This is a genomic window from Candidatus Thioglobus sp., assembly GCF_029243085.1.
In the GTDB taxonomy this organism is placed as follows: Bacteria; Pseudomonadota; Gammaproteobacteria; order PS1; family Pseudothioglobaceae; genus Thioglobus_A.
Map to the genome: position 1 here is coordinate 36,235 of NZ_JAQWSS010000011.1, position 23,540 is coordinate 59,774.

The 23,540-nt window shown below is 37.4% G+C and carries 28 protein-coding genes and 2 tRNA genes; 12 read left to right on the plus strand and 18 right to left on the minus strand.

Features of this window, described 5'->3' with window-relative positions; translation table 11 throughout:
* Positions 1 to 2: 2 nt before the first annotated feature.
* The 8 genes from rpmI to P8M52_RS00770 all read right to left on the minus strand — a co-directional run bounded on the left by rpmI (position 3) and on the right by P8M52_RS00770 (position 7,982).
* Positions 3 to 200 carry a 50S ribosomal protein L35 gene (gene rpmI / locus P8M52_RS00735; RefSeq protein WP_291926302.1) on the minus strand — a complete coding sequence of 66 codons (198 nt, stop codon included), beginning with the start codon at positions 198 to 200 and terminating at the stop codon, positions 3 to 5.
* A gap of 159 nt (positions 201 to 359) precedes the next feature.
* Positions 360 to 896: a translation initiation factor IF-3 gene (infC, locus tag P8M52_RS00740; RefSeq protein ID WP_300305965.1), complete on the minus strand. Its 537-nt coding sequence runs from the start codon at positions 894 to 896 to the stop codon at positions 360 to 362.
* Positions 893 to 2,797, minus strand: a complete 1,905-nt coding sequence (gene thrS / locus P8M52_RS00745; RefSeq protein ID WP_300305891.1) for a threonine--tRNA ligase — start codon at positions 2,795 to 2,797, stop codon at positions 893 to 895. Before thrS ends, infC begins: the two co-directional genes overlap by 4 nt.
* Before the next feature lie 37 nt (positions 2,798 to 2,834).
* Positions 2,835 to 4,532, minus strand: coding sequence for a single-stranded-DNA-specific exonuclease RecJ (recJ, locus tag P8M52_RS00750; RefSeq protein ID WP_300305894.1), 1,698 nt, complete (start codon positions 4,530 to 4,532; stop codon positions 2,835 to 2,837).
* On the minus strand, positions 4,522 to 5,034 hold the full coding sequence (locus tag P8M52_RS00755) for a DUF1566 domain-containing protein (RefSeq protein WP_300305897.1): 513 nt from the start codon (positions 5,032 to 5,034) through the stop codon (positions 4,522 to 4,524). Before P8M52_RS00755 ends, recJ begins: the two co-directional genes overlap by 11 nt.
* A gap of 28 nt (positions 5,035 to 5,062) precedes the next feature.
* Positions 5,063 to 6,052: an FAD-dependent oxidoreductase gene (locus P8M52_RS00760; protein WP_300305900.1), complete on the minus strand. Its 990-nt coding sequence runs from the start codon at positions 6,050 to 6,052 to the stop codon at positions 5,063 to 5,065.
* Positions 6,052 to 6,525, minus strand: coding sequence for a signal peptidase II (gene lspA, locus P8M52_RS00765; protein WP_300305903.1), 474 nt, complete (start codon positions 6,523 to 6,525; stop codon positions 6,052 to 6,054). The genes P8M52_RS00760 and lspA overlap by 1 nt, the downstream gene beginning before the upstream one ends.
* On the minus strand, positions 6,522 to 7,982 hold the full coding sequence (locus P8M52_RS00770) for a hypothetical protein (RefSeq protein WP_300305906.1): 1,461 nt from the start codon (positions 7,980 to 7,982) through the stop codon (positions 6,522 to 6,524). Before P8M52_RS00770 ends, lspA begins: the two co-directional genes overlap by 4 nt.
* A gap of 90 nt (positions 7,983 to 8,072) precedes the next feature.
* Here P8M52_RS00770 and P8M52_RS00775 point away from each other — a divergent pair, with 90 nt between their 5' ends.
* Positions 8,073 to 8,855: an enoyl-ACP reductase gene (locus P8M52_RS00775; RefSeq protein ID WP_300305908.1), complete on the plus strand. Its 783-nt coding sequence runs from the start codon at positions 8,073 to 8,075 to the stop codon at positions 8,853 to 8,855.
* 233 nt (positions 8,856 to 9,088) lie between these two features.
* On the opposite strand, the gene P8M52_RS00780 is transcribed toward P8M52_RS00775, so the two are convergent.
* The 10 genes from P8M52_RS00780 to P8M52_RS00825 form a co-directional block, all read right to left on the minus strand.
* Positions 9,089 to 10,933, minus strand: a complete 1,845-nt coding sequence (locus P8M52_RS00780; protein WP_300305911.1) for a SurA N-terminal domain-containing protein — start codon at positions 10,931 to 10,933, stop codon at positions 9,089 to 9,091.
* Positions 10,934 to 11,082: 149 nt separating this feature from the next.
* A tRNA-Asp gene (locus tag P8M52_RS00785) sits at positions 11,083 to 11,159 on the minus strand.
* A gap of 12 nt (positions 11,160 to 11,171) precedes the next feature.
* Positions 11,172 to 11,247, minus strand: a tRNA-Val gene (locus P8M52_RS00790).
* 59 nt (positions 11,248 to 11,306) lie between these two features.
* Positions 11,307 to 11,582 (minus strand): HU family DNA-binding protein, encoded by a 276-nt coding sequence (locus P8M52_RS00795; RefSeq protein WP_300305914.1) that lies wholly within the window; start codon positions 11,580 to 11,582, stop codon positions 11,307 to 11,309.
* A 131-nt stretch (positions 11,583 to 11,713) separates the two neighbouring features.
* Positions 11,714 to 12,253 carry a DsbE family thiol:disulfide interchange protein gene (locus P8M52_RS00800; RefSeq protein WP_300305917.1) on the minus strand — a complete coding sequence of 180 codons (540 nt, stop codon included), beginning with the start codon at positions 12,251 to 12,253 and terminating at the stop codon, positions 11,714 to 11,716.
* A 2-nt stretch (positions 12,254 to 12,255) separates the two neighbouring features.
* On the minus strand, positions 12,256 to 12,672 hold the full coding sequence (gene ccmE / locus P8M52_RS00805) for a cytochrome c maturation protein CcmE (protein ID WP_300305920.1): 417 nt from the start codon (positions 12,670 to 12,672) through the stop codon (positions 12,256 to 12,258).
* Position 12,673: 1 nt separating this feature from the next.
* Positions 12,674 to 12,835, minus strand: a complete 162-nt coding sequence (ccmD, locus tag P8M52_RS00810; RefSeq protein WP_300305923.1) for a heme exporter protein CcmD — start codon at positions 12,833 to 12,835, stop codon at positions 12,674 to 12,676.
* Entirely contained in the window at positions 12,835 to 13,575 is a 741-nt protein-coding gene (locus P8M52_RS00815; protein WP_300305926.1) for a heme ABC transporter permease, read from the minus strand. The genes ccmD and P8M52_RS00815 overlap by 1 nt, the downstream gene beginning before the upstream one ends.
* Positions 13,576 to 13,603: 28 nt before the next feature.
* Positions 13,604 to 14,263: a tRNA (adenosine(37)-N6)-threonylcarbamoyltransferase complex dimerization subunit type 1 TsaB gene (gene tsaB / locus P8M52_RS00820; RefSeq protein ID WP_300305929.1), complete on the minus strand. Its 660-nt coding sequence runs from the start codon at positions 14,261 to 14,263 to the stop codon at positions 13,604 to 13,606.
* 4 nt (positions 14,264 to 14,267) lie between these two features.
* Complete coding sequence (locus P8M52_RS00825) at positions 14,268 to 14,921, minus strand: biosynthetic peptidoglycan transglycosylase (protein WP_300305931.1); 654 nt, start codon at positions 14,919 to 14,921, stop codon at positions 14,268 to 14,270.
* A 192-nt stretch (positions 14,922 to 15,113) separates the two neighbouring features.
* Here P8M52_RS00825 and rpsF point away from each other — a divergent pair, with 192 nt between their 5' ends.
* The 11 genes from rpsF to der all read left to right on the plus strand — a co-directional run.
* On the plus strand, positions 15,114 to 15,458 hold the full coding sequence (gene rpsF / locus P8M52_RS00830) for a 30S ribosomal protein S6 (protein WP_300305933.1): 345 nt from the start codon (positions 15,114 to 15,116) through the stop codon (positions 15,456 to 15,458).
* Complete coding sequence (gene rpsR / locus P8M52_RS00835; protein ID WP_300305936.1) at positions 15,458 to 15,712, plus strand: 30S ribosomal protein S18; 255 nt, start codon at positions 15,458 to 15,460, stop codon at positions 15,710 to 15,712. The genes rpsF and rpsR overlap by 1 nt, the downstream gene beginning before the upstream one ends.
* Positions 15,713 to 15,723: 11 nt before the next feature.
* Positions 15,724 to 16,176: a 50S ribosomal protein L9 gene (gene rplI / locus P8M52_RS00840; RefSeq protein ID WP_300305939.1), complete on the plus strand. Its 453-nt coding sequence runs from the start codon at positions 15,724 to 15,726 to the stop codon at positions 16,174 to 16,176.
* A 70-nt stretch (positions 16,177 to 16,246) separates the two neighbouring features.
* A complete protein-coding gene (gene dnaB / locus P8M52_RS00845; protein WP_300305942.1) occupies positions 16,247 to 17,692 on the plus strand; it encodes a replicative DNA helicase in 1,446 nt (481 codons plus the stop codon).
* A 6-nt stretch (positions 17,693 to 17,698) separates the two neighbouring features.
* A complete protein-coding gene (alr, locus tag P8M52_RS00850; RefSeq protein ID WP_300305945.1) occupies positions 17,699 to 18,745 on the plus strand; it encodes an alanine racemase in 1,047 nt (348 codons plus the stop codon).
* Complete coding sequence (locus tag P8M52_RS00855; RefSeq protein ID WP_300305948.1) at positions 18,738 to 19,436, plus strand: metallophosphoesterase; 699 nt, start codon at positions 18,738 to 18,740, stop codon at positions 19,434 to 19,436. The genes alr and P8M52_RS00855 overlap by 8 nt, the downstream gene beginning before the upstream one ends.
* Entirely contained in the window at positions 19,427 to 19,882 is a 456-nt protein-coding gene (locus P8M52_RS00860; protein WP_300305951.1) for a DUF1249 domain-containing protein, read from the plus strand. Before P8M52_RS00855 ends, P8M52_RS00860 begins: the two co-directional genes overlap by 10 nt.
* Positions 19,867 to 20,769: a 5'-nucleotidase gene (locus P8M52_RS00865; protein WP_300305953.1), complete on the plus strand. Its 903-nt coding sequence runs from the start codon at positions 19,867 to 19,869 to the stop codon at positions 20,767 to 20,769. Before P8M52_RS00860 ends, P8M52_RS00865 begins: the two co-directional genes overlap by 16 nt.
* A gap of 72 nt (positions 20,770 to 20,841) precedes the next feature.
* Positions 20,842 to 22,110: a histidine--tRNA ligase gene (gene hisS / locus P8M52_RS00870; RefSeq protein ID WP_300305956.1), complete on the plus strand. Its 1,269-nt coding sequence runs from the start codon at positions 20,842 to 20,844 to the stop codon at positions 22,108 to 22,110.
* Positions 22,107 to 22,709 (plus strand): tetratricopeptide repeat protein, encoded by a 603-nt coding sequence (locus tag P8M52_RS00875; RefSeq protein ID WP_300305959.1) that lies wholly within the window; start codon positions 22,107 to 22,109, stop codon positions 22,707 to 22,709. The genes hisS and P8M52_RS00875 overlap by 4 nt, the downstream gene beginning before the upstream one ends.
* A 10-nt stretch (positions 22,710 to 22,719) precedes the next feature.
* Positions 22,720 to 23,540: ribosome biogenesis GTPase Der (der, locus tag P8M52_RS00880; RefSeq protein ID WP_300305962.1), on the plus strand; the 821-nt coding region annotated here is incomplete at its 3' end.

A 23,540-nucleotide genomic window follows, 5' to 3' on the forward strand; every position in this document is an offset into this window, starting at 1 on the left:
CCTTAACTGTACGGTAACATTCTACGAACCATTGGTACATCTACCTTCTCTACTGTATCAGGTGCACGTAAACCACGTTTTCTTGAAGTACTCTTTTTAGTCAAGATATGACGCAAGTGAGAGTGTTTACACTTGTAACCACCTTTAGCGGTTTTTTTGAAGCGCTTTGCAGCACCTCTATTGGTTTTTAACTTCGGCATAATTTTCTCCTTGTCCTTTGGACATATTTGTTATTCATATGAATAACTTATTATAAAACTGAAGAAATAACGAGGTGTAAATTAAACAAGGCATTCGGTCTTGGACAGTACACCTAGGTACGGTAAAGACTGAATAACGCAGTATAATTTAACGCATCGTTACTTCTTCTTTGATTTGGGTGCCAGCATCATGCCTAGCTGACGACCCTCCATTTTTGCCTTCTGTTCAACATTAGCAAATTCTTCTGTATCTTTTTCAATTCTGTCTAGCATTTCCATGCCCAGCTCTCTGTGTTGCATTTCACGACCACGGAACCATATACTTACTTTAACCTTATCACCATTATCTAAAAACTTAACCAAATTTCTAAATTTAATTTGGTAATCACCTTCTTCGGTACCTGGACGGTACTTAATAGTTTTAACTTGAGTCTTCTTCTGTTTCTTTTTAGCTTCTTTCTTTTGTTGTTTTAATTCATAGACATATTTACCAAAATCCATGATTTTACAAACAGGTGGTACAGCATTTGGTGACACTTCGACTAAGTCTAAATTAGCTTCTTTTGCTTTTTGCTTAGCTTCATTAGTATCTACAATACCAACTTGCCCACCCTGGGCATCAATTAATCGAACTTCTGAAACTCTAATATAGTCATTAACTCGAGTTTTGTTCTTATTTGATTTATTAATAATTATCCCTCTATTGTTTCTTTATTTACCAATTCTACAAACGCCTCGATCGACATAGAACCTAAGTCTTCGCCGCCGCGTTTGCGCACTGAAATTTCATTATTTTCCATCTCACGTTTACCCGCTACTAAAATATACGGATAACGTTGCATGGAATGCTCGCGTATTTTAAAGCCTATCTTCTCATTACGCAAGTCTGATATCACTCTAAGCCCTTGTTTTTTTAACTTTTTGTTGACGTCTTTAACAAAATCAAATTGTTTTTCAGAGATGTTAAGCACAACCGCTTGGATTGGAGCCAACCAAGATGGGAAGGCACCTTCATATTGCTCGATTAAAATTCCAACAAATCTTTCTAGTGATCCAACAATAGCACGGTGCAACATAACAGGTGTTTGCTTTGAATTATCTTCTGCAATATATTGAGCATCTAAGCGCTCTGGCATAGAGAAATCGACTTGTAATGTGCCACATTGCCACTCTCTTGCTAAACAATCTTTCAAGACAAATTCAATCTTAGGGCCATAGAACGCACCTTCACCCTCTTGCAATTCCCAATTGATACCTTTAGCATCCAACGCTTCAGCCAATGCCGCTTCAGCACGATCCCAAACTTCATCTGAGCCTACACGCTTCTCTGGTCGAGTTGAGAGTTTAATATCCACATTATCAAAACCAAAATGCTTATAAACGTCAAAAGTTAGGTCGATAAAATTAGACACTTCAGACTGGATTTGATCTGCAGTACAAAAAATATGCCCATCATCTTGTACAAAATTACGCACACGCATTATTCCATGTAACGTGCCTGATGGCTCATTACGATGACATGAACCAAATTCAGCTAAGCGCAATGGCAGGTCACGATATGACTTTAAGCCTTGATTGAAAATTTGAATATGAGCCGGACAGTTCATTGGTTTCACTGCATAGTCACGGTTTTCACTATTGGTAGTGAACATGGCATCGCCAAATTTATCCCAGTGGCCTGACTTTTCCCATAAGGTTCTATCGATTAATTGAGGGGTGTGAACCTCTTTGTAATCATTATCTCTAAACACTGTGCGCATATACTGTTCAACGATTTGATAAAGCGTCCAACCTTTTTCATGCCAAAACACCATGCCTGGTGCTTCTTCTTGCATATGAAACAAATCTTGTGTTTTACCGATCTTACGATGATCGCGCTTTTCAGCCTCTTCCAAACGATGCAGATGTGCATCTAAATCTTCCTTGGTTGCCCAAGCAGTACCATAGACGCGCTGAAGCATTTCGTTGTCACTGTTACCACGCCAGTAAGCACCAGCTAGCTTCATCAGTTTAAAAGCTTTAAGTCTTGAGGTTGATGGCACATGAGGTCCGCGACACAAATCAATAAAATCACCTTGCTTGTATAAAGAAAGTGTTTGATCCGCTGGAATAGATTCAATAATTTCAGCTTTATAATGCTCGCCTTTAGCTTTGAAAAATTCTACCGCTTCATCGCGTGACATTTCACTACGCTCAATCTTTAAACTTTGCTTAACCAGCTTCTTCATGTTTTTTTCAATTTGCACTAAATCAGCTTCTGAAAAACCATCTTTGTAAGCAAAATCATAGAAAAAGCCATTATCAATTACTGGTCCGATTGTAACTTGTGCTTCTGGATATAGCATTTGAGTAGCTTGTGCCAATAGATGTGCCGTAGAATGACGAATCACTTCAAGACCTTCTTCATCCTTAGCTGTAATAATTGACACACTAGCATCTGCTTCAATCATGTAAGAAGCGTCAACCATTTCACCATTCACCTTGCCGGCAAGAGTCGCTTTAGCTAAACCAGAACCGATGGACTTAGCAACTTCAAATACGCTTAGCGCTTGATCAAAAGATTTTTCAGTGCCGTCTGGCAAGGTAATGATTGGCATGATAAAAATATCAATAAATAAAAGCGTTCATTTTACCTTATTCTAAGGCAGATATTTGCTCAACCATTAGCTGTAGAGAAGTATTTCCACGCCAGATATTTATAGCAAGTTTATAGGCAACTGTTACGATTTCTGATTCGAGTGGCGCTTGAAAAAAAGCTATTCCATCATGAACTTGAGCATCTCCTTTGAGTTTTAAACGACATTTAAGATGTTTTTCACCCACAATTTTCTGATCAACGATTTCAAATTCACCATAAAAAACAGGCTCTTCAAACCCTTGCCCCCATGGGCCTGCCTGTTTAAGGACTTCGGCATTAGCTAAAGAAATATCACAAGCTTCAAGTTTCCCGTCAGTTAATAGATCAACAGTTGGAATTTCATTGTTTAGATGTGTCTTAATAGCTGCGTCAAATGCTCGCTTAAATGAATAAAAATTCTCAGCTTCGATACTTAAGCCTGCAGCCATTGCATGGCCACCAAATTTTAATATTAAACCTGGATTATCTCGATCCACCAAATCCAATAGATCTTTAATATGAACACTTGGGATTGAACGTATTGAGCCTTTTAAAAATGAGCCAGATTTAGCAAATACAGCTACTGGGCAATGATAATCCTCCTTGAGCTTGCCTGCAACGATACCGACAATACCTTCATGCCAAGATGGGTCAAACAAGCTTAATGAAAATTTACCTTCTGATACATCTTGGCTATCGACAATGGCTTGCGCCTCATCTTGAATGCGAGTTTGCTCTTCTTTGCGTTTTTGGTTAAAAGCTTCAAGTTCACTAGCATAACGCCTCGCATCGTTCATATCCTCAGTCAATAAACATTTAATACCTCTAGAAATATCACTGAGGCGCCCTGCAGCATTAAGACGAGGACCTACAGCAAAACCGAGATCACTTGCTTGTAGAGTTGGCGCTTGCCTGTTGGCAATTTCAAGTAGTGCCAAAATTCCCGGAGAACATTGCTTGGCCTGTATGCGCTTAATTCCTTGATCGATCAAGATACGGTTATTTTGATCCAATCTCACTACATCAGCCACAGTGCCTAATGCCACTAGATCTAATACTTTGCGTAAATCGGGCAATGGAATGCTGTTGTTTACAAAATATTGATTTTTATTAAGGTGGGTTTTAAGTGCTGAAAACAAATAAAAACATACACCTACACCGGCCAAGTTTTTACTTAAAAATGCACACCCTTTTAAATTTGGATTGATGATAGCGTCAGCTTCGGGCAACTCATCGCTCGGCAAGTGATGGTCTGTAATAATCACTTTAATGCCTGATGCTTTAGCTAATTGAGCACCATCAAAACTTGATATACCGTTATCAACAGTGATAATCAGATCTGGCTGCTTCTCACGTATGGCTAATTGGACAATTTCCGGTGACAATCCATAACCATGTTCAAATCGATTAGGCACTAAAAAATCAACGTATTTAGCACCCATCATTCTCAATGATTTAACCGCTACAACTGATGCAGTAGCTCCATCACAATCAAAATCACCAATAATTAAAATACGTTTTTGCTCTAGCAGTGCGTTTTCAAGCAACAACAGTGCCTGATCTAACTGGTCAAAATTGGGTGTCAGTAAATCAGACAAACCTAAAGATAGCTGAGATTCACTCATGCCACGAGCGGCATATATTTTTTTTAAAAAACTCGGAATATCATCCGAATAAGAATCAAATAAGGTCGAATCAAATTGCCTAGTTAGCATCACTCACCAAACGCACATAGGCATCAAATGATTTATCAGAGCCTTTACTGCCCCCATAGAAAAATGGCACATCAATCGCAATATCACCGTTCACTTGATCTGAACTCCAATAAGACTTTAATTGTGTATTTTTAAAAAAATCTTGATTGATCAATAAATCCTCATCACCGTATACCAATAGTGTTCTTAACTCAGATTCAGTTGGTAGTCTCCATTTTTTTTGCTTACAAAGTTTACTATTTTTAATCGCATCAACATAAGCCTGGGTATTGCATGATTTAGACCAATGACAATTATGAGAATAATCCCCATTAGCCACACCACTGCGGCCATCAAACCAAGTGTATGTGTTTTTTGTATTTTGCAGGCCTATACTATCAAGTTTAACCTCCCAGAGTAAGTTAGTTTTATTATCAAGGACGCAACGATAATCAGAAGATGTACCACCTACCACAACACCTTCTTGTGATATTTTAAATAACTGCGCTGAAGCTGAACTCATCAATAAAAATAAAAAGAAAAATAAAATATTATGCTTCATGGGTGATTAACTGGGTTATTCGTTTAGCACTTTCAGGTGCCATATTAATGCCATTACGAAAATGACCGGTATTTATAAACACGTTGTCAAATTCAGAATGTTTGCCAAGTATCACTTTCGCAGATGTACTTGCTGGTCTGAATCCTGACCAATGATGTTCAATTTTAGCTTGGGATAATGTCTCATAACGATTTAATGCAAAATCATGTAAAGATTGGCATGTTTCATCATCAATAGCGCGATCAAAACCAACATTTTGCATTGTAGAGCCAACCACAATGCGTCCGTCTTTTCTAGGAATTATATAACGACCCTTATCTAGCACGATATGCTTAACAACTCCTGGTTTAGATTTTAATAAAATCATTTGTCCTTTTATTGGAAACACCTTCTCTTTTAATGTTAACCACTGAGAGCTCCATGCACCTGAACAAACAACCACATAATCAGACAAATAATTCCTGTGCAAGGTTTTAACACCAATAACTGCACCATCTTTTATTAACAACTCGTCGACCTTGGCTTGCTCAAAAATTTTCACACCTTTCTTAATAATATCCGCTTTTAAAGCTTTTAATAGTCGTGGATTACGCACTTGGCCAATATTGGCAAATAACGCACCCGACTGATGAGCTTGGTAATCCAACCCATGAGATTTCATCCAGATTTTAGCTTCAGGCAAGTCGTATTCATCCATCATTAATAAGCCCGATTTTAAAAATTGCGGATCGATACCGGTATCTTCAAAAAGCTGAGCACATAATTGCTCATACACTACTTGTGATGCAATGCTTAATTCGTTAGTAAGATTGTCATACTTCCAAGGATACAATGGTGAAATAATCCCTCCACCAGCCCAAGAGGACTCTTGTGCACATTGCTGCTGATCAAGTAACGTCACTTTAGCACCTGACAAAGCAAGAGATCTAGCAGTCATCATGCCTATCACGCCTCCGCCAACTACTAAGCAATCACTCATTATTTTGACCTCTTTCCATCTCTATAATCGACTAGAATTAATAAAATAACGCCAATTGTAATTGTTATATCGGCAACATTAAATATAGGCCAAGAGAAGTTCTGATAATGCAAATCAATAAAGTCAATCACAAAACCAAGCAACGCTCGATCGATTAAATTACCAACAGCGCCAGATAGTATTAAGCTTAATGCAGTAAGCTTAAGCACCTGCTCTTTACTGGTCTTTATCATCCAGATAACAAGTGCTAGGCTGGCAATAGCTGAAATAGTAACCAATAAGTATTGCTGCCAACCGTCTTCACTAGCTAAAAAACTAAAAGCAGCACCATAATTATGCACGTGAGTTAAACTTAAAAAATTGTTTATTTCAAGAGATTCGTTTGGCTTGAAGTATCCATATACTAATAATTTTGTCACTTGATCAGCAATGATCAATAGTAATACCAAAAGAAACCACTGCGCATGTCTCATGGTTTGCTAGGATTATATTTAATAATGGTTACGATAGGCACGACAAATCCAATAATAACAACAACCCAGAGTAAACTACCTAGTTCGCTATAATCCTGCGCTGTAGTGATAACGCCATCAGTAACTACTTCACGACTAACAACAAACAATTGATTTAGGTATTTAGTAAACAATCCACCAGCACTCAAGGCGATATTCATCAAACTTGCCATTAGCGCAAACCAGGTTCCTTTTTTACCCTCAGGTGCGTAAATAGCGACCAATGTTAACATTAATACTTGTGCAATGTAATCAAATGGTGAGGCCATTGCAGTATCAACCAAGGCAACAGTACGCGCATCAAAACCTAACATGGTATGAATGTCATAGTACATAGCTACAATTGGCAGAGATAATAATGTACCTATAATAGTTAAGAAAATCAGCACTTCTGCAATATCGCGCTTGATAATAAATTTGGCTGAGAACCACATGCCAGCTAGAGCAATGCCACCGCCAATAGCCGATAATTTAGCAAAAAAAGATTCATCAAATCCCAAGATATCAATTTGCCACCAGCTCAAACCTGCGCCAACCGATGGCATCGCTCGATAAACAAAGATAATAATCATTGCCATCTTAATATGGCGAATGGTATTTGCATCCAATTCGTTAATTAAGTCTGATAATAAATATAAAACCACAGACAACGAGATAACAAAAACAATTTCTTGAGAATAAGGCACATCGTTATAACCCATAAACACAATGAAAACTGCAAATATCAAGCCGCCATATAAAATATGTTTATTAATTGGAGAAACTGGGACGGGATTAAGCCTTACCAACGTCACACCTAGAATGGACAACAACGGTACAAATAATGCAATTTGGAAAATCACTTCGCGATTATCTTTAAAAACATCTGCCAACTCACCACCAATCCAACCAGTAATAAATATAGCGAATCCTAATGATAGGCGTGCCAACACTTGAATGGTGGCCAACTCTTGATTAATTACTTCTTGTGGCTGACTCTTGTCAACCACTTCTGTAGTCATGGTGTCAGCCACCACATCTTGCATAACAAAACCAACTACCGCTATAACACTGGCAAAAATATAAACGGTTTTCTTGGAAAAATCTTCAACAATGGCGTGATCACCTACCACTGCAATCATTAGCAATGAGCTAATAGTAATTAGCACTGCGCCAATATAAACATAAGATTTTCGATTAGAGCCAAAAATATTAATACTGTCAACCATTTGGCCGAAAATCATCTTTACTGTCCAAGGTACGCCAAGCCATACTGCTAGTTCTGCCAAATCAGCAGCCGTCAAATCAAGCGTCTCTTTAACCCAAAAATTTTCAGCAATAGCTGTAAACACACCACTACCATAAGCAAAATAAATTAGCAGAAGAGGAATGTAGCGCATTCTAAATGCGCGAATTGGGGTTAAGAAGATGTCTAACATTTTCAAACTACTAATTACAATAACAGTTGAATATTATAGGTGCTGTGTAGGTTATAATTTGTTTTTTATTAATGACATATTGGAGTTTCTATGGGTTTCATGACTGGAAAGAAAGCATTGGTTGTTGGCGTTGCCTCTAACCGCTCAATTGCATGGGGAATTGCTGAAGCAATGGCAAAACAAGGGTGTGAAATTGCACTCACTTATCAGAATGAAAAATTAAAAAAACGTGTAGACAAATGTGCAGAAGTTTGCAACTCTGACATTGTTATTGAATGTGATGTAGCTACTGACGAAGGTATTGAAAAAACTTTTACAGAACTAAAAAAACATTGGGATAATTTTGACATTATTGTGCATTCAGTTGCTTTTGCTCCACGTGAAGCTTTGGATGGCAATTATGTTGAAGCCACAACACGTGAAAATTTTGCCACAGCTCACGATATCAGCTCATACAGTTTTACAGCGCTGGCCAAATACGCCTCTCCCATGTTAAATGATAATGGCGCTTTATTAACCGTTAGTTATCTAGGCGCTATTCGCGCCATTCCAAACTACAATGTTATGGGTGTTGCCAAGGCATCTCTTGAAGCTAATGTTCGCTATATGGCGGCAGCTATGGGTCCTGAGCGTGGTATTCGAGTTAATGCTGTTTCTGCTGGCCCAATTAAAACGTTGGCCGCTTCAGGTATTAAAGATTTTGGTAAGCTACTTGACTATGCAGCTGATTCATCGGCACTTAAACGTACTGTCACTACCGAAGAGGTTGGTAATGCAGCTGCATTTTTGTGTTCAGACTTAGCCTCAGGTATTACTGGCGAGGTAACTTATATTGATTCTGGATATAGCTTCTACGATAAAGGCCCTGAATAACCAATCAACAGTCATAAAAAAAGCCTTGATTAATCAAGGCTTTTTTTATGAATCTTGGATTGTGTCTAGCTACTCTTTACAGCTTTGATTTAAAAGTTTCCAATCGCTCTTTATTTTAGATATTAATAAATATCTGAACTACTAAAAAAATCTAATCATCATAAGCCAACCCTAATACTAAATAATTATTTGAGTATAGCATGATAGATTAAAAAACCCTTATTTTTTGCATCTTATAAACTCTTGTTAAATACTTGAATATCCGCTTGTGATCGAAGCGTTTGCAAAATATTAACAAACACTTCGTTTGATTCAAACTCTAGCAAAGCATTCTCAAGATCTGTAGTTGGTATTTGGTTTTCAGAGATTTTTATAGCTGATAAGTCAATAACTATAGCATTTCCCTTATTTAAACTTTGGGCACTATATACAGAACTACCACTTGGCTTAGTTAATGCAAATACTTTACTAATGATGCCTGCATCAGCCTTAGTTGAATCACGCTTAACCCAACCAATCTTGATCCATTCTAATGAATTTTTATCCATTAATTGTTTCACTGAATCAGTGTCGCCAGCTTTGGCATGTTTAACAATTTGAGCGGCGATTTTATCAACAAAAGTTTTAGCAAGCAAACTGGTTAAATGTGTATTAATCTCACCCTTAACCTCTTCAAATGCTTTTTGACGTTGTGGCAATTGATCTTTTAAATGAATAACCATGAAGCGATCCTCTCCGAGCTCCAATACCTCTGAATTTTCTTTTTTATTTAGGACAACATCGCTAAATGCTGCCAGCACAAGTTTGGCATCAAGTTGTGTAGCTTGTCTATTGAAAAACTCAGTTGTTTGTAACTTTAACCCCATCTGATTAGCTAACTCTTCTAAATTCGCTTCATAGGCTAAGTTAGCCATCTGCTCAGTTAGCTTGTACAAATCTTTTTGTGCCTTAGATTGAGTATAAAGTTCAATTAATTCTGATTTAACACTATCAAATGACTTGACGGCACCAGATTTGATTACATTCAGTTTAATGATATGATAACCAAATTCAGATTTAACCAAGCCACTCAATTCACCTTCTTTCATGGAAAAAACGCTATCTTCAAAAGCACCAACCATAACGCCACGCGTAAATAAGCCTAAATCACCAGCAGAGTCTTTAGAACCAGGATCTTGAGAATACTCGGCAGCAAGCTTACCAAAATCACCGCCATTTTCTAGTAAGTCCAATACTTTTTTAGCAGTATCCTCATCCTCTAGTAAAATATGTTGTGCTTGACGCTCTTCATCAGAGGTAAAACGAGCCTGTTCATCTTCATAGAAATTAAACAATTCATCATCATTAACGCTAATATTTTTAGCAACTTCTGTTAATGAAAGCTCAACGAAGTCAATCTTAACTTGCTCAAGTGCAACAAACGATTCTTTCTGATTGTTATAAAAATTTTGAACGCTTTTTTCATCTACTTTAACCTTATCATTATAAGAATTAGCATCAAGTTGAATGTAACTGAATTGGCGCTGTTGATCGTTAAGCTGCTGTAGTCTAGTTAATTCCGATGGCAACATAAAGGCAGAATCAAGTAAATTGTATTTGATTTGATTTTGAGTCAATTCTTTGGACTTTATTGATTCATATTTAGTCGGGGTATAACCATTCAATCGTAATAATTGTTTATACGTATCAATTGAAAAGCGTCCCTGATCATGGAACAAATCATTTGTTTGAATGACTACGTTAAGCTCGGCGGTAGTCGTTGCATGAGACATACGCTGTGCTAACTGATCCAATAGACGTCTATCAATCATCTGATTAATAATAGATTGCTTTAGAACAGTGTCAAATTCTGTATCGTACTGCTCTGCTAACTTTTGCTGAAGGCGTCTTTTTTGTGGATTAAATTCAGCTAAAAACTCTTCTTTTGAAATTTCATCGTCATCAATACTGGCCACAACAATATTAGAGGCGCCAGTAAAGTATTCGTTAATACCAAATAAAGCAAACGGAATGGTGATTAAACCAACAATTAAATAGGCTAACCAGCCCTTGGTTTTATTTTTAATTGAACTAAGCATAGTAATTTAGGTGTTTGACTCTGAATAACAGATGTCAAAATTTAAATAATGAAAAACAAAGATTATAAACGAAAATGTTTATAAGAAAAAAGGGTGTTTTTAGATATATTTAAATTTGAAAGAATTTGGTTGCCAATACTTGAAAGTAATGGCGATCCGGAAGGGATTTGAACCCTCGACATCCTGCGTGACAGGCAGGCACTCTAACCAGCTGAGCTACCGGACCGAAATGTTCTCTTGGTGGGCGATACAAGACTTGAACTTGTGACATTCGCCTTGTAAGGGCGACGCTCTACCAACTGAGCTAATCGCCCAAGAAAACATATGCCTAATACTTAATGATAAGCACGAGGCATATTATACTTAAAAAATCTTAAGAGTTAACAGATTCTTTAAGTAATTTTCCTGCTTTAAAAGCAGGAACTTTAGAAGCGGCGATTTGAATCGCATCGCCTGTTTGTGGATTACGTCCAGTGCGTGCTGCGCGATCTCTAACTAGGAAGCTACCAAAACCTGTAATTGCAACACTATCACCAGCTGATAATGCTGAAGTAATTGCACCTGTTGTTGCATCTAATGCACGAGCTGCATCTGCTTTAGTTAAACCTGACGTCTCAGCAATTGCTGCTACTAAATCTGACTTATTCATTACTTATTCTCCTGTTTCGTAATTTGTATTTATTATTAAAACTGAATTAAGCTTTAATATAATTTCTGTGATTGAATTATCCATTAAAAGCTTGTCATGTCAACGTATTTTAAGAAAATATATAGAATACCTTACACATCATTCTTTTCTACTATTTTAAGTTGTTGAATTAACGGTAAAACTTGTGTTTTCCATATCTCAGGTGTGAGCTGCCCAATTCGTTTAAATCGTATAACACCATGCCTGTCTACAATAAATGTCTCTGGTGTAGCGTACACTCCAAGCTCTAATCCTAAGTTTCCTGATTGATCAAAAACAATCTTATCGTAAGGATTCCCAAACCGATCTAAAAACACCTGTCCTTCTGCGCGTGTATCTTTGTAATTAACGCCAAGCATTTGCACTAAATCAGTTCTTGCAATCTGCATGAGTGTTTGATGTTCTGCTCGGCATGTAACACACCATGAAGCCCATACATTCACTAAAGTGGTTCTACCCTTTAGCTGTGATTGCATGGAATATTTTTCCAAGGTATTAAAATCCTCAACTTCTAGATTCGGAAATGTTTTTCCAATTAAAGGGGAGGGTAGTATTTTTGTATCACGACCGAGACCATCATACAAAAACCAAGCTAAGATGACAAATATAGCCAAAGGTAGAAATTTACCCATGGTTACTGCTCAGCCTTTTTAAGTGCATCTGCCACCTCTGGCGGCATATAGTTTTCATCATGCTTAGCTAACACTTCTGTCGCCATAAACGTGCCATTTACTAAAGATCCAGTGGTAATAATACCCTGACCTTCTCTAAATAAATCTGGCAAGATGCCAGTATATTCAATGGTAAATTCATTAGCCTTATCTGTCACTTTAAAGGTAACTTTCATATCTTTACGCACCACACTACCTTTAGAAACTAAGCCACCTAAACGAAAACTTTTTCCAACTGGCGCCTTGCCTTCTGCCACTTCAGTTGGTGAATAAAAATAATTAGTATTGCTGCCTAATGCTTGAATTAACAAAGTAATCGCTAGTATTGCACCAGCTACTAATAAGGCTACTAGTGCCATTCTATTTTGTCGTTTGGTCATGTTATAAATTCCTTAAATATTTAGCACGTAATTGTTTGACAGTATTACGATGGATGCTTTTAGTTCTTAAAAAAAGAATGGCGATCATAGTAAAAGTTAGTCCATATGAAAACCAAATATAGCTGGCATATTTATCAAAGGTCAATACGGTGATTATATCCATTATTTATTATTCTCCATAATCAAGTTTTTTACCCAGGTTGAATTTTGCTCTCTAATCAATGTTTCGTCTCTCGCTCGCATTAAGACCAAAGCACCATACAAAAACTTAAAAGCAAAACTAATCAGCATCAATGAAATAAACATATCTATTTGCATTGAAACTTTATTTACACCAACTGAAGAGCCTTGATGTAGACTATTCCACCACTCCACTGAATAATAAATAATAGGAATATTAACCAAGCCCACAATCGCTAAAACGGCACTGGCTTTAGCTGCAGTTTTTGGATTATCAAAAGCATTATTAAGTGAAATGTAAGCTAAATATAAAAACAACAAAATGAGTTCAGAAGTCAGACGTGCATCCCACACCCACCAAGTACCCCACATAGGTTTACCCCAAACAGCACCAGTCACTAGTGCTAAAAAAGTAAATACTGCGCCAATTGGCGCTGATACAGTAGCCACCACATTAGCGAGCTTAATCTGCCAAATCAGACCAATAGCGCCTGCAATCGCCATCACCACATAAATCATTAAACTCATCCACGCTGCAGGCACATGTACATACATAATGCGTACACTATCGCCTTGTTGATAGTCTGCAGGTGAGACGATCAAAGCCCAATACAAGCCAAGCAAGGTTAAACCGATAAAAGGGTACATCAACCAAGGAATGATCTTTGCACTGGTTTGATAGAAAATTTTGGGTGAGGCAAATGCCTGGATCCATTTCCACATAATAATTTTATTTAAGAAAATTTTAAAATTATTTTAAGGATTTTTGAGCGACATTGTTACGTAAATAAGTGGGGAGTGGTAAATTGTCATCTGGCCACTTATTTTTTTGCAAATGGTTTAAAGCTAAATCAATCAAATTTTCTGCTTTTGGATAGAATTCAGCATGATATTGCTTGATACTTGATGATTCGGATAACGCTTGAGTGTAAGCACCCCAACCCGTGCCAACCCCTAAATAATCAACAGTTAACTGTGGCACCTCGCCTGGCTTGCAAATCATTTCTTTGCTAAACTCACCATTTTTATACACCGCCCAATACACCTCATTCATACGAGCATCCAGCGCAATAGCAACCTTATCAGATTGATATTTTTTACTCGCACCATATCCAACCACTTCAAGGGTTGAAAAGCCCAGTGTTGGAATATCAAAAGCTAGAGACATGCCCTGCACCACGCTGACACACATTCTAACACCTGTAAAAGCACCAGGCCCTTTGGTATAGGTAATCAGATCTAGATCTTCTACACGTAGTCCAGCCTCCTCTAATACTTCATCACACAACGGCAATACTAATCCAGAACTTTTAGCAACACCTTTCAAAAAACGAGATATTTTTTTTGACTGAGTATAAAGGCTAACTGAGCAAACCTCAGTGCAAGTATCAATGGCAAGAATATTTTTCATCAGCTTATTTTACAATCTTTTCGTACTTGTGATACAGACGCAAGACTAATTGCCTACGTTCGGCTAATCGTTGCGGATGTTTTATTGGATGATAATAACTTGGCCCTTTAACTAAGGCTACTAAAGTCGCCATCTCCTCTAGAGATAAATTTTCAACTTTCTTATTAAAATAAAATTGTGCGCCATTAATAAACCCATGAATCGCATGTTTGCCATTTTGCCCCAAATACACAGTATTCATATAATAATTAAGAATAAATCCTTTGTCAAAAGAAGCCTCTAGTAATAGCGCCATAATTATTTCTTTAATTTTACGGCTAAGCTGGCGTTCGCGCGTTAACAAAGCGTTTTTAACTATTTGTTGAGTAAGTGTACTTGCCCCACGTAGTGGCTTATCATGCAGCAAATAATCTCTAACAACACGTGCAATTTCTTTAAAATCCACGCCGGGATGCTTAAAAAATGACTGGTCTTCTGTCAGTAATAACATATTAACAATAGTGACAGGTTGTTGCTTGTAATCAAGAGTTTCAGGATTGTTTTTCTGGGAAAAATAATCAACAACTACAGAATTTAGATGAAATACATATAGGGGTGTCAACAAGATAATCAATACCAAAATATTTTTAAGTATATGACTGAAAGTCAATCTCTTCAACAAAGATAAGGCCATATTATTCATTAAGTTTATTTTAATCATAACTAACTTAATAAATATTCATAAATTAAATTAATAAAAAATTGCTATTAAAATTGAGAAAAAAATACAATTAGTATAAAATACGCAGTTCCCTTGCTTGATCACATGGTGTGGCAAGCTATTTTAATAACCATAAGGAGATAACAACTCATGAGACATTATGAGATTACACTTATTGTACACCCTGATCAGTCGACTCAGGTAAGCACAATGATGGATAACTACAAAGAAATCATCACAACTGGTGGTGGTCAGATTCACCGTGAAGAGGATTGGGGTCGTAAGCACTTAGCATACCCAATTAAAAAGATTTATAAAGCTCACTACTTGTCAATGAACATTGAATGTGATCAAGATACACTTGATAAGCTTAATTATAATTTCCGTTTTAACGATGCAATTCTTAGAAACTTAATCATTTCTGAAGATAAAGCAATTACTGAGCCTTCAATCATGATGAGCGCCAAGGATGACGAGAAAAAGGAGAGAAGATAATGGCTAAGCAACAAAAAAGAAAGCGTAGACCTCAAATTAAAATAAACTCTTTTTGCCGTTTTACTGCAGCAGGTGTTGAAAAGATTGACTATAAAGATGTTGACACTTTATTAAAGAACATTGATGAAAGTGGAAAGATCACACCATCAAGAATGACAGGTACTAGCGCTAAATTCCAGCGTCAGTTAACAACTGCCATTAAAAGAGCTAGATTCTTAGCTCTTATTCCTTACACTGATAAGCACAAGAAATAGGAGTACTAATCATGCAAGTAATTTTATTAGAAACAATTCAAAAACTAGGTTCGCTAGGCACTCTTGCGAATGTTAAAGCGGGTTATGCTCGTAATTTCCTAATCCCACAAGGAAAAGTTAAACCAGCAACAAAAGCTAACCTTGCTGAGTTTGAAACTTTAAAAGCTGGTCTAGAAGCTAAAGAGGCCGCTGCACTAAACGATGCAAAAGCTATCGAAGCTAAAATGACTGGTACTGTTTGCAAAATTATGGCAAATGCTGGTGAGGAAGGCAAACTATTCGGCTCTATTACAACTGCCGATATCACTGCAAGCCTTGCTGATGCTGGTTTTGAAGTTGAAAAACGTAACGTTAACATGTCTGAAGCGATTCGCTATACTGGTGAATACGACGTGACTGTAACGCTACATTCTTCGATTGCGGTAGCAATTCAGGTTGTTGTTGAGGCACAAGAAGAAGAGTAATAATTTAGCTTAAAATTAAGTTAAAATTAAGAACCCTCGCAAGAGGGTTTTTTATTTTTTAGGCAATCCTATGGACATTGAAAACGTAAAAATTCCACCTAATTCATTAGATTCAGAGCAGTCAGTTTTGGGCGGATTACTATTGCATAACGATGCCTGGGATCAAGTGGCCGACATCTTAACCGAAATTGACTTTTACAATGCCTCGCATCGCATTATCTTTCAAGCAATATCAACACTCCTGCATCATGATCAGCCAGCTGATATTTTAACGGTTAAAGAGCAAGTTAAAAAAACTGGCAATGAAGAAACCATTGGCGGTTTTGTTTACCTAGCTCAAATTGCTGAAAACACGCCGAGTATTTCCAATATTGAAGCTTATGCTAAACATGTACGCGAGCTTAGCGTTTATCGCCAACTTATCCTAGCTAGCCATGAAATTGCCGATACTGCATACAATCCTAAAGAGATGGAAGTTCAAGAATTGATCGATCTATCGGAAAAAAAGATTTTTGAAATAGCTGAGCAAGTAACCCGAAATAAGCAAGATGTTGTTAATGTAAAAGATATTATCAAAGATGTTGTTAATCGAGTGCATGAGATGCAAGAAGCTGATGGCATTACCGGTCTAGAAACCGGTTTTAGTGAATTAGATAAAATAACATCTGGACTGCAAAATGGAGAACTAATCATTGTTGCTGGGCGTCCTTCTATGGGTAAAACAGCCTTTTCAATGAATATTGTTGAGCATGTTGCCATTACTGCCAAAAACCCAAAGCCTGTTGCTGTATTTAGTTTAGAGATGCCTACAGAATCACTGGTGATGCGTATGATTACTTCATTTGGCCATATCAAGGGTGAAAATCTAAAAGACACCATGACTGAAACTGACTGGAATAGTTTTAATCATGCAGTATTGGCACTTGAAAAATCAACCGTCTTGATTGATGAAACACCCTCTATTACACCAACTGAAATTCGAGCAAAATGTCGCCGTCTTAAGCGTCAATACCCTGACTTATCTCTGATTATGGTAGATTATTTACAGTTGATGGTTGTGCATGGAAAAGGCGATAATCGAGTGCAAGAAATTTCTGAAATCTCACGCTCACTTAAAGCGCTAGCTAAAGAAATAAACGTACCTGTTATCGCCCTATCTCAACTAAATCGTGGCGTTGAATCTCGTCCCAAAGCGGGAAAAGGTCGTATGCCTCAAATGTCAGATTTGCGTGAATCTGGTGCGATTGAGCAAGATGCTGATATCATCGCGTTTATTTATCGTGACCAGCAATATCATGATGACTCTTACTCAAATCCAGAAGAAATTGGCAAGGCTGATTTACAAATTGCAAAACATAGAAATGGTTCTACGGGTAGGATTAAACTCGCCTTTATTGGTGAGTATGCACGTTTTGAAGATTTGGCTAACGAAGATCAATTTCAAGGTATGCCAGATGAGCAAATGGATGCCGCCTATATCAATAATATGGCCAATTTCGATCAAGAGCCCTTCTAGATTATTATGCACGCCGTAGCGTCTATTTCACAATCAGCTTTATCTCATAATTTATCCGTTGTACGTGAATATGCTCCTAATTCAAAATTGGTTGGCATGGTCAAAGCTAACGCTTATGGGCATCATCTGGACTTAATCAAACCTTTGATGCAAGCTGATATCCTTGCAGTTAGTGAGCTTAGTGAAGCTCGCCAACTGAGATTACTGAGTACCAGGCCAATTTTATTATTATCTGGTGTTTTTAACGATAATGAACTCCTTAGTGCGATTCAATTGAACTGCCACTTAGTGTTGCATGACTTGTCTCAGTTAAGTGTTATTACTAATACCAATCAATCTATTCATATTTGGCTGAAAGTTGATACTGGTATGCACCGACTTGGTCTTTCAGAACAAGATCTCAATACTTGCTTGCAAGAACTTAAAGATCATTCAAATATTCATGTTGAGTGTGTCATGAGTCACTACGCCTGCGCCGATGAAGAAAATCACCTTCAGAATACTCAACAACTGAACAGCTTTAACCAGCTAGCTATTGACGGCATTGCCCGATCAATGGCTAATTCTGCAGCAATTCTTAACTTACCTGAATCTCATTTTGAGTATGTCCGTCCCGGCATTATGCTTTATGGCGTCTCACCCTTTGCGGTGGCTGATAAAAGATTACAGCCAGTCATGGAGTTATCTGCGCCAATTATTAGCATTAAAACAATTAAAACCGGGGAAAGTGTTGGCTATGGGGCGACCTGGTGTGCTTCTGTAGATACCAAGATTGCCATTATTGGCATTGGCTATGGTGATGGTTATCCACGTCATGCCAAAAACAACACTCCTGTGCTGATTAACGATACGCTATGCCCACTTGCTGGTCGAGTTTCAATGGATTTGATTTGTGTTGATATTGGCACTCTGAATGTGTCTGTTGGTGACAAGGCTATTTTATGGGGGCATGACAAACTATCTATTGAAACCGTAGCCTCATATAGTGACACGATTGGCTATGAATTGCTAACGAGTGTCAGTAGTCGTGTTAATTTTATGACACATGATTAAATTGCTCCAAATCAGTGATTGTCATATTGATGACCAGGCCTTAGCCATGGGGGTTGACACACAAACTAATCTTGCAAAGGTTGTTAAAAAAATATCCAATCAAAAATTTGAAGCTTTATTAATAAGTGGAGATTTGTCAAATAGCGGTTCACTATATTCCTACAAACGATTAAAAGAAATTCTTTTGCCGATTCAACAACCAACTTATGTTTTCGGTGGCAATCATGATAATATCGATCAACTCACTAAAGAATTCAGTGACAATCTTTTTAATCATATTACACTGGGTAAATGGGGTCTGATCACTATAGATTCAGTTCAGCTGCACAAAACTAGTGGATTGGTTACCGAAGAAGCGCTAGAGACCCTCAACCAAACCCTTAAAAACTCTACCGCAGATTATATTATGGTTGCATTACACCATCCTATAGTGTCGATGAATAGCAGCTGGAATGACGAACTATCACTAGAAAACCCACAAGATTTATTTAGAATACTTAATAAGCATTCTAAAATACGTTGTGTCATATTTGGACATGCTCATGAGGCAGCTCACTTTTATCATGAAAAATTTGATATCATATCTTGTCCGTCAACCGCTCTGCAGTTTACTCAAGAAACTAGAATCGGCTTTAATGAATACCACCTTTACAATAACGGAAAGATAAACTGGACGACCCAATGGATCTAGAAGTGCAATACTTAAATAAACTTTATAATCTTCGTCTATCTAAGACGTATAGCGATGTCAGCGCATTATTTGAGTCGAATTACCAAAAAATACTTGAATTAATTCCTTTGTTAAAAGAAACGGCACACTCTAGTATTATTTATCACAAAACATTATCAGACTTGTACTTAATAGTTGAAGATCGATTCACCCACACAGGTGTGTTTACTTTGACGCACATTCTGAATGGCGAAGTCAAAAAGCCGGATATTAAATTTAAAGTTTATTTTGATGCGCAGCTTTTAGAGGTTCTCTCAGTATGTAACGAAACTACACTTAACTCTGAACATCCTTATATAGCACAATGTGATGATATGAATATACAATGGGAGTTAAATCTATTTATCGAAAGATGGCTAGATTATTGTTTGGATAAATATCAAGGAAAATCATGGCAGATGCTGTAGACCCAAAAGCAAAAGATAAGTTAGTCGTTGCAATATCATCAAGAGCCTTATTTGACTTGGATGAATCTCATCAAATTTTCAAGCAACAAGGTGTTGAAGCCTACGCTCAACATCAAGAACAAAATGAAGATGTAATACTTCCGCCTGGAGTCGGTTTTTCTTTGGTTAAAAAGCTGTTAGCACTCAACACCAAACAAAATCCCATTGATGTCATTTTATTATCTAGAAATAGCGCAGATACAGGTTTAAGAATTTTTAATTCTATCGAACACTACGGTCTAAACATTTCTCGAGCAGCCTTTACCCGTGGCGAAAGTACACATAACTTAGTAGGCGCTTTTGAAGCTGATTTGTTTTTGTCAAGTAATTATCAAGATGTTCAAAAAGCCTTAGAATCAGGTTTTGCGGCAGCCTCTATTGTTGGCGAAGGCGCTAAAGATTCACATGAAACTCAATTACGCATTGCCTTCGACGGGGATGCGGTTATTTTTTCTGATGAGGCTGAAAAGATCTATCAAGAAAAAGGCATTGATGCCTTTGAAGAAAATGAAAAAAACTCTGCCCATGTTGAGCTTAAGGCAGGACCTTTTAAATGCTTTTTAAAATCCCTACATAAAATTCAAGCCGCCTTCCCCGTTGAAAATAATCCAATTCGCACCGCCCTAGTAACAGCACGCTCAGCACCCTCACACAAGCGCGTTATTCATACTATGCGTGAATGGGGTATTCGGATTGATGAGTCATTTTTTTTAGGTGGTTTAGACAAAGGAGTGTTTTTAAAAGAATTTGATGCGGATATTTTCTTTGATGATCAGCATTCACACTGTGAATCAGCTTCACAATATGTACCTACAGGCCATGTTCCAAATGGGATAAGTAACACTTAATCATACCGCTGTTGTCTGCAGTGTTTTAAGCGGTAGTGTAAAATATTGATAAATTTCAAGATATTTAAACACATGAGTAAAAAAATCCAAGCTATTCGTGGCATGAATGATCTACTTCCAAAAGACTCTGATCTTTGGACACATGTAGAGCGCACCATTGCTGACTTATTTAGTGCGTATGGCTACAAAAATATTCGTACACCTGTGGTTGAAAAAACAGATACTTTTTGTCGCGCTATTGGTCAGGCAACTGACATTGTTGAAAAAGAAATGTACTCATGGACAGAATCCAATGGAGATTCTCTCAGTCTGCGTCCCGAAGGTACAGCTGGTTGCGTGCGCATGATGATTGAACACAACCTACCTAGAGAGGGTATTCAAAAAGTCTTTTATCAGGGAGCTATGTTTAGACATGAACGTCCTCAAAAAGGTCGATATCGCCAATTCCACCAAGTGGGTCTTGAGGTGTTTGGTGCGGCTGATGCAAAAATCGATGCAGAACTAATGATGATGACTCACAGTCTGTGGAAAAAATTAGGCCTAAAAAATATCACACTTGAAATTAACACATTAGGCTCTAGCGAGGCAAGAGCAAGTTATCGCAATATTTTAGTTGAATACTTTTCACAACATAAAGATGAGCTTGATGAAGATAGCCTTAGACGCTTAGAAACCAATCCTTTGCGAATCCTTGATAGTAAAAACAGGGAAATGCAATCACTTATCAATAATGCGCCAAAATTAATGGATCATTTAGATGATGAATCTGCAGAACATTTTGAACAATTTAAGTCTTACTTAGATTGTCTAGGTATTGATTTTGTCATCAATACACGTTTAGTACGTGGCCTTGATTATTACAATCGTACAGTGTTTGAATGGACCACAACAGATCTTGGCGCACAAGGAACTATTTGTGCTGGAGGACGATATGATGGATTGGTTGAGAAGATGGGTGGCAAACCAACGACAGCAGTAGGTCTTGCTATCGGTCTTGAGCGTCTCATCTTACTATTAGAAGAGCAAAATATAGAAATTTCAGACAATAAATTATCAATTTACATAGTGGCGCCAGGTGATGCAGTTCAACTTAAATCTATGCAAATAGCTAACAAGCTTCATGACACATTAAGCAACGTGATTATTTACAATGATATGACTATAGGTAGTTTTAAAAGTCAATTTAAAAAGGCTGACAAAGCCAATGCTGACTTTGCATTAATTCTTGGAGAAGAAGAATTAAACGACAACAAAATTAGTATTAAGCCGTTAAAATCTCAAGACGAGCAAAAAACACTAGATCTTGATGAGGCAATCAAATTTTTTAAGGATTACAGATGAAAAACTTTATTGAAGTTGGAAAAACTGAAGATGAACAAGCAGAGCAAATAAAAAAGTGGATCAAAGAGAACGGTCCTCAAATAATTGCAGGTATTGTGCTTGGTTTGGGTGGTATTTGGGGGTTAGATGCTTATAAAGTACATCAACATCAACAATCTATTGATGCTAGAGCTTTATATTTAAACTCTAATTTAAGCACCTTCGAACAACTTAATACAGAGCATACTGATAGTAGCTACCTACAAGAAGCCACATTATTGCAGGCAAAAACAGCGGTCAAAAACAAAAACTACGAGTTAGCCTTACAACAGCTAACTCCTCTAATTAATGATGAGAATATCATTATTGCCAACATTGCCATTATGAGAATGGCTAGCGTGCAATTGGAAATGGGTAATTTTAAAAAAGCACTTACTACATTAGATAGCAAAGTATCAGGTGAATTCAATGGTTTATACAATCAGTTGAGAGGTGATATTTACGTTGCTGATGGTCAAATTTCCAAGGCCCAAGAGCACTATAAATTAGCACTAACTCAAATCTCTAGAGACTCTGAGTTGCAAAGTCTGGTTAACATTAAACTTTCTGACTTAAATTAACAGACATAATATGGGCTTACCTACTATCTCACTCGTTGGACGCCCTAATGTTGGCAAGTCTACCTTATTCAATCGACTTAGCAATTCTCGTCAAGCACTGGTTTCAGACTTTGAAGGCTTAACACGTGATCGTCAATATGCAGAAGTTTTACTAGATGATGATAGCGAAACATTTGCCACCATTATTGATACTGGCGGCTTAACCAATGAAGACAATGTTGTAGATAGCGGCATTCAAGGACAGGTGCTAAGCGCTTTAGAAGAGTCTGATGTTATTTACTTTATTGTGAGCAGTCGAGATGGGGTAATTGGCCTTGATTTAGAAATTGCATCACAATTAAGACGCCTTAAAAAAGACATTATTCTTGTCTGTAATAAGGCAGAAGGTTTAGATGAAACAGCTGCGGCTGAATTTTATGAATTAGGCCTGGGTGAGCCAAGACTTATTTCAGCCGAGCATGGTCAAGGTCTTGCTGATTTAATTGAACACACATTACCTCTACTACCTCAGGTAGATCTTGAAGAAGAGGAAGATGAGGTTGAAGGTATTGCAGTTGCAGTGCTAGGCCGACCCAATGTTGGAAAATCAACATTAATTAACCGAATTTTAGGGGAAGAGCGTGTACTGGCAATTGATATGCCAGGCACAACACGTGATAGCATCTATATTCCATTTGAACGTGAAAATCAAAAATATACACTAATTGATACAGCGGGCATTCGTCGTAAACGCTCCACTCATGAGAAGATTGAGATTTTCTCTATTATTAAAGCGATTGACGCCTTAGACAGATCCCATGTCGTTATTTTAGTTTTAGATGCTCATGAAGG

Coding starts and splice junctions, on each gene's coding strand:
- P8M52_RS00760 (WP_300305900.1), bottom strand. CDS start 6,052: ATGAGTGATTGCTTAGTAGTTGGCGGAGGCGTGATAGGCATGATGACT.
- P8M52_RS00860 (WP_300305951.1), top strand. CDS start 19,427: ATGGATCTAGAAGTGCAATACTTAAATAAACTTTATAATCTTCGTCTA.
- dnaB (WP_300305942.1), top strand. CDS start 16,247: ATGGACATTGAAAACGTAAAAATTCCACCTAATTCATTAGATTCAGAG.
- P8M52_RS00800 (WP_300305917.1), bottom strand. CDS start 12,253: ATGGGTAAATTTCTACCTTTGGCTATATTTGTCATCTTAGCTTGGTTT.
- ccmD (WP_300305923.1), bottom strand. CDS start 12,835: ATGGATATAATCACCGTATTGACCTTTGATAAATATGCCAGCTATATT.
- P8M52_RS00815 (WP_300305926.1), bottom strand. CDS start 13,575: ATGTGGAAATGGATCCAGGCATTTGCCTCACCCAAAATTTTCTATCAA.
- recJ (WP_300305894.1), bottom strand. CDS start 4,532: ATGCTAACTAGGCAATTTGATTCGACCTTATTTGATTCTTATTCGGAT.
- ccmE (WP_300305920.1), bottom strand. CDS start 12,672: ATGACCAAACGACAAAATAGAATGGCACTAGTAGCCTTATTAGTAGCT.
- alr (WP_300305945.1), top strand. CDS start 17,699: ATGCACGCCGTAGCGTCTATTTCACAATCAGCTTTATCTCATAATTTA.
- rpsR (WP_300305936.1), top strand. CDS start 15,458: ATGGCTAAGCAACAAAAAAGAAAGCGTAGACCTCAAATTAAAATAAAC.
- P8M52_RS00865 (WP_300305953.1), top strand. CDS start 19,867: ATGGCAGATGCTGTAGACCCAAAAGCAAAAGATAAGTTAGTCGTTGCA.
- tsaB (WP_300305929.1), bottom strand. CDS start 14,263: ATGAAAAATATTCTTGCCATTGATACTTGCACTGAGGTTTGCTCAGTT.
- hisS (WP_300305956.1), top strand. CDS start 20,842: ATGAGTAAAAAAATCCAAGCTATTCGTGGCATGAATGATCTACTTCCA.
- P8M52_RS00875 (WP_300305959.1), top strand. CDS start 22,107: ATGAAAAACTTTATTGAAGTTGGAAAAACTGAAGATGAACAAGCAGAG.
- lspA (WP_300305903.1), bottom strand. CDS start 6,525: ATGAGACATGCGCAGTGGTTTCTTTTGGTATTACTATTGATCATTGCT.
- P8M52_RS00795 (WP_300305914.1), bottom strand. CDS start 11,582: ATGAATAAGTCAGATTTAGTAGCAGCAATTGCTGAGACGTCAGGTTTA.
- P8M52_RS00780 (WP_300305911.1), bottom strand. CDS start 10,933: ATGCTTAGTTCAATTAAAAATAAAACCAAGGGCTGGTTAGCCTATTTA.
- thrS (WP_300305891.1), bottom strand. CDS start 2,797: ATGCCAATCATTACCTTGCCAGACGGCACTGAAAAATCTTTTGATCAA.
- rpmI (WP_291926302.1), bottom strand. CDS start 200: ATGCCGAAGTTAAAAACCAATAGAGGTGCTGCAAAGCGCTTCAAAAAA.
- P8M52_RS00770 (WP_300305906.1), bottom strand. CDS start 7,982: ATGTTAGACATCTTCTTAACCCCAATTCGCGCATTTAGAATGCGCTAC.
- rpsF (WP_300305933.1), top strand. CDS start 15,114: ATGAGACATTATGAGATTACACTTATTGTACACCCTGATCAGTCGACT.
- P8M52_RS00755 (WP_300305897.1), bottom strand. CDS start 5,034: ATGAGTTCAGCTTCAGCGCAGTTATTTAAAATATCACAAGAAGGTGTT.
- P8M52_RS00775 (WP_300305908.1), top strand. CDS start 8,073: ATGGGTTTCATGACTGGAAAGAAAGCATTGGTTGTTGGCGTTGCCTCT.
- P8M52_RS00855 (WP_300305948.1), top strand. CDS start 18,738: ATGATTAAATTGCTCCAAATCAGTGATTGTCATATTGATGACCAGGCC.
- rplI (WP_300305939.1), top strand. CDS start 15,724: ATGCAAGTAATTTTATTAGAAACAATTCAAAAACTAGGTTCGCTAGGC.